This is a genomic window from Streptomyces sp. NPDC048473 (assembly GCF_043200155.1).
GTDB lineage: Bacteria > Actinomycetota > Actinomycetes > Streptomycetales > Streptomycetaceae > Streptomyces.
Map to the genome: position 1 here is coordinate 1 of NZ_JBICXE010000128.1, position 5,605 is coordinate 5,605.

A 5,605-nucleotide genomic window follows, 5' to 3' on the forward strand; every position below is an offset into this window, starting at 1 on the left:
CCACGACTCCACCAACTCCCGCTCGGTGTCGCCGAGCAGGACGACGTCCCCGAACGCGGTGTCCGGTTCGCAGACCATCGACTCCAGCACCCGCATGTACGAGTCCCGTATCAACGCCACCTGGACGGGGGACAGTTCGCCGCCGTCGTACTCCATCTCCAGGCTCAGCCCCTGGTGCCCGGGCTCCTGGCTGACGGCCACCAGCAACGGGAAGTGGGTCCGCCCGCCTCCGGTCGCACGGGCGCGATCGTCGTCTGTGTCCGCCCCACCGGCGAGTGCGTCGATCTGGCGGAAATGGTTGTAGACGAAGCCGGTCTCGAAGAGCGGTTCCCCGCCCAGCTCGCGCTGGATCGCCGACATCGGGTATCTGCGGTGGGGCAGCATGTCCCGCTCGGCCTCGAACACCGCCCGCGCGAGGTCCCGCCAACTGCCGTCCGGCAGCTCCAGCCGGAACGGTAGCGTGTTGAGGAAGAGCCCCCGCACCTCGGTGCCGTCGGTCTCCTCCAGCCGCCCGTTGGACGACAGTCCCGTGACGACGTCCCGGCTGCCGGTGGCGAGGCTCATCACCCGCAGATGCGCTGCCAGCAGCACGGACTTCAGCGGCACCCCACAACGCCTGGCGAACAGGTCGAGACCATCGCCCAGACCGACCGGCAGGGGCGTGATCAATTCCCCGTGCCGGCGCTCCGCGTCGTTGCGGTGCACCTCGCCCGCGCTGCGCAGCCCCGCGAACCCGTCGGGAAGAGCGGTGCTGTGGCGGGGGAGTCGGGTGTCGGGGCGGTCGGTGAGGAGGTTGTGCCAGTAGGTGGTGTGTGCGGGGGTGGTGAGTGCGGTTTGTTCGGCTGCGATGTAGTCGCGGTAGGTGGAGCGGAGGGGTGGGAGTGTGGGGGTGTTGCCGTCGAGGAGGGTGTGGTAGGTGTCGGTGATCTCGGCGAGGGTGGAGGCGAGGCTCCAGCCGTCGAGGATGGCGTGGTGGTCGGTGACGGTCCACTGGAAGGCGTCGTCGGACAGCACATGGACCGTCATCCGGAACAACGGCGCCACCGCCACCGAGAAGCCCGCGTCCTGTTCGCTGCGGACGCACTCCGCCACCGCCGCCCGTTGTGCACCGTCGTCCTGACCCCGCAGATCGGCGACGGTCAGCGGCGGCTCGGCCCGCTCGTGCACGAGCTGCAACGGCTCGCTGTATCCGCTCAGGTCGAACGAGGTACGCAGCACATCGTGGCGGCCCACCGTCAGCTCGACGGCCCGCCGGAAGGCGTCCTCCTCGAACCGCTCGCCGAGCCGCACCGTACTGACGTTGTGGTACGGGTTGCGGTCCGGGTCGATCTCCATCTCGTAGACCATGCCGACCTGGAGGGCCGCCATCGGATAGGCGTCCACCAGCCCCTCCGGCAGCACCTGCCGGTCCTTCGCCGACAACAGGGTGAACGGCTCCACCGTCGGTGCGGGGAGCAGGTCGTCCGTCACCGGAGCCACCTCGGCGCCCAGCCCGGCGAGCGTCGGGGACCGGAACAGCGCGGGCAGCGTGAGCAGCAGACCCTCCTCCCGGGCCCGTCCGATCACCTGGATGCTGCGGATCGAGTCGCCGCCCAGGTCGAAGAAGTTGTCGTGCCGGCCGATCCTGTCCACGCCGAGCATCTGACGCCAGATCACCGCCAGTCGTTCCTCCACCCCGGGCAGCGGCGCCACATACTCGGCCGAAAGCTCCGGGCGGTCCCCGGACGGCGCGGGGAGCCTGCCGCGGTCCACCTTGCCCTGGGCCGTCAGCGGGAACGCGTCGAGGAAGACGAACGCCCTCGGCAGCATGTACTCCGGCAGCCTCTCCCGCAGCGCCGCCCGCAGTTCGGACACCTGGGGCGCCGGGGCGTCGCACACCACGTACGCCACCAGATCGGCCCGGCCCGACGCATCCCGCGGCGCTGTCACGACACACTGGCGAACGCCCGGGTGAGCGCCGATTGCCGCGCTCACCTCGCCGGGCTCCACCCGGTAGCCGCGAATCTTGACCATGTGGTCGACGCGGCCGAGGAACTCCACCCGGCCCTCGGCCGACCAGCGCCCTCGGTCACCCGTGCGGTACAGCCGGGCACCCGGCAAGGAGGGATGCGGCAGGAAGCGCTCGGCGGTCAGCGCGGGGCTGCCGAGATAGCCGCGTGCGAGGCACGGCCCGGCCACGTACAGCTCACCCGGACTGCCCACGGGCACGGGCCGGCCGGCCTCGTCCAGCACCCGGACCTCGGTGTTGGCCAGCGGTGTGCCGAGCGGCAGCGGGCCGGCCGGGAGCGTGTCCGCCGTGAAGATGCCGCAGACGGAGAACGTGGTGGTCTCCGTCGGCCCCCAGCAGTTGACCAGCTCAAGTTCCGGGCAGCGGGCGAGGATCCGGCCGGCGTGCGGTGCGGAAACCGTCTCACTGCCGGTGAGCAGTCGGCGCAGTCCGTCGAACGTCTGCGGCTGCTCGTCCACGAGCAGGGTGAACAGCGAGGCCGTGGCATGGAGGACCGTCACGCCGTGATCCGTCACCCAGCCCGCCACATCGGCAGGGGCGTACCGTCCCGGCGGAGCGAGCACGAGCCGGGCCCCCGCCGCCAGCGGCGCCCATATCTCGAAGGTGGAGACATCGAAGGCGACCGTCGCGATCTGGAGAACGGTGTCGTCCTCCCGCAGCTCCATCGCGGGGCCGCCGTGCAGCAGCTCGGTCACGTTGCGGTGCCGGGTCACCACACCCTTCGGCCGCCCCGTGGAACCGGAGGTGAAGATGGCGTAGCAGGCGTTGTCCGGCCCGGCGCCGGCCTCCGGGGCCCGGCCGCACCGCGCCTCCTCGGGCAGAACGACGGTGTCCATGTCGACCGTCTCCCACGGCCCCCGCGGAATCAGCTCCGTCGTACTCGCCCCGGCCAGGACCACCCGCACATCCGCCTCCTGGAGCATGTGCGCGAGCCGGGCCGCTGGGAAGGAGACATCAAGCGGTACGTAGGCCCCACCGGCCTTGAGCACGGCCAGCAGCCCGACGACCAGTTCGGGCGAACGGTCCAGGCCGACCCCGACGAACACCTCGGGGCCGACGCCCAGCCGGCGCAGATGACGGGCCAGCCGATCGGCACGCGCATCGAGCTCGCCGTACGTCAGGGACCGCTCCCCGGCGACCACGGCGACGCGGTGGGGTTCCGCCGCAGCCCGCGCCTCGACCAGCTCGTGGACGGGAGTGGACGGGACAGCGGCGGCGTTGTCGTTCCAGCGCTCCAGCAGGGCCCGCTCGGCCTCACCGAGCAGGACGGCCGGCCGGTGGGCGGCGCCCGGATTCTCGGCGATCGCCCGCAGCGCCCGCAGGTGATAGTCGCGGATCAGACGCATCTGCTCCGCGGGGAACTCCCTCGCGTCGTACTCCAGCTCCATCCGCATTCCGGCCAGGCCCGGTTCGCGGCTCATGGCCACATGCAGCGGGAAGCTGGTCCGGGCGACACCGGCGGCGGTCTCGTCGTGCGGCCCGGAGACCGAGGCGCGGCCCGCCTCGGCCAGCTCGTCCACGTGGCGGAAGTGGTTGTAGACGAAGCCGGTCTCGAACAGGGGGTCGCCGCCCAGCGCGCGTTGCAGCGCCGGCATGGGGTACCTGCGGTGCGGCAGCATTTCCCGTTCGGCATCGAACACGGCCCGGGCCAGATCCGCCCAGCTGCCGTCGGGCAGCCGCAGCCGGAAGGGCAGCGAATTGAGGAAGAGCCCCCGCACCTCGGTGCCGTCGGTCTCCTCCAGCCGCCCGTTGGACGACAGCCCGGTGACGACATCCGTGCTGCCGGTGACCAGGCTCAGAACCCGCACGTGGGCGGCCAGGACGACGGCCTTGAACGGCACGCCGATCCGCGCGGCGCTGTCCTCCAGCGCTGACAGGAGCTCCGGCGGCACCACGGTGACCAGCGCTCCGTACCCGCCGGTGCCGTCGTGCTCATGCACCTCGCCGTCGAGCCGTTCCCCGATGAGCAGGGGCTCGCCGTTGCCGCTGTGGCGGGGGAGTCGGGTGTCGGGGCGGTCGGTGAGGAGGTTGTGCCAGTAGGTGGTGTGTGCGGGGGTGGTGAGTGCGGTTTGTTCGGCTGCGATGTAGTCGCGGTAGGTGGAGCGGAGGGGTGGGAGTGTGGGGGTGTTGCCGTCGAGGAGGGTGTGGTAGGTGTCGATGATTTCGGCGAGGGTGGAGGCGAGGCTCCAGCCGTCGAGGATGGCGTGGTGGTCGGTGACGGTCCACTGGAAGGCGTCGTCGGACAGCACATGGACCGTCATCCGGAACAACGGCGCCACCGCCGGATCGAACCCCGTCATCCGCTCCCCACGGACGTAGTCGGCCAGTTCACTCCGCTGCCGGGCCCCGCTCAGCCCGCGCAGATCCACCAGACCGAGGGGCATCTCGACTTCCGCGTGCACCAATTGCATCGGCACGGACAGACCGCTGAGGTCGAAAGAGGTACGCAGCACAGGATGCCGCTCCACCACCGTGGACACTGCCGCGCGGAACGCCTCCTGCGCGAACCGCCCCGGGAGCCGCAGCGACGTCACATTCAGATAGGGGTTGCGGTCGGGGTCGCGTTGCATTTCGTAGACCATGCCGACTTGGAGTTCGGCCATGGGGTAGGCGTCGTCGAGGTGGTGGGGGAGGTGGTCGCGGTCGTGGGGGGTGAGGAGGGAGAAGGGTTGGGTGGTGGGTGGTGTGGTGGCGGGTTGCGTTGTGGTTGTGGTGGTGGCGAGGTCGGCGAGTGTGGGGTGGTTGAAGAGGTCTTGGAGGTGGAAGGTGAGTCCGTTGTCGCGGGCTCGGCCGAGTATTTGGATGCTGCGGATGGAGTCGCCGCCGAGGTCGAAGAAGTTGTCGTGGCGGCCGATGCGGTCGACGCCGAGGATGTCGGTCCAGATGGCGGCGAGGGCTTCTTCGGTTCCGGGGAGGGGCGGCGTGAACTCTGTTTTCAGTGTAGGACGTTCGGAGGTGGGGGTGGGCAGTGCGCGTTGGTCGAGCTTTCCCTGTGGGGTGAGGGGGAGGGTGTCGAGGTGGACGAAGTTCCTCGGGATCATGTAGTCGGGGAGGTGGCCGGCGAGGGCGTCGCGGAGTTCGCTGGTGGTGGGTGGTTCGGCGCCCGGTTCCGGCACGAGATAGGCGACCAGGTCGGTCCGGCCGTTCGCCTCCTGATACGGAAGGACGACGGCCTCCAGCAGACCGGCTGCCCGAGCCAACTGGTCCTCGATTTCGCCGAGTTCGATGCGGTAGCCGCGGATCTTGACCTGTGCGTCGGCCCGGCCGAGGTACTCCAGGTCGCCGGAGGGTGTCCAGCGGGCGAGGTCCCCGCTGCGGTAGAGCCGGGCCCCCGGCGTCCGCCCCAGGTGATCGGGGACGAAACGCTCAGCCGTGAGGGCCGGCCGGGCGCCGTACCCGCGCGCGAGCCCCGCCCCCGACACGTACAGCTCGCCGATGACACCGATCGGCGCGGGATTGCCGTGCTGATCCATGATCCGGAGGCGGAGATCCGGCAACGCCCTTCCGATCCTGCTGGCTCCGCTGTCCAGTTGGTGTTCGTCGATTTCGGTGGTGGTGACGTGGACGGTGGTTTCGGTGATGCCGTACATGTTGATG

The 5,605-nt window shown here is 70.4% G+C and carries 1 protein-coding gene; it reads right to left on the reverse strand.

Annotated elements, in window-relative coordinates; all coding sequences use genetic code 11:
- Nucleotides 1–5,598 (reverse strand): amino acid adenylation domain-containing protein (locus tag ACGFU7_RS47465; protein WP_393704975.1); only part of this gene is annotated, 5,598 nt, incomplete at its 3' end.
- Nucleotides 5,599–5,605 lie beyond the last annotated feature (7 nt).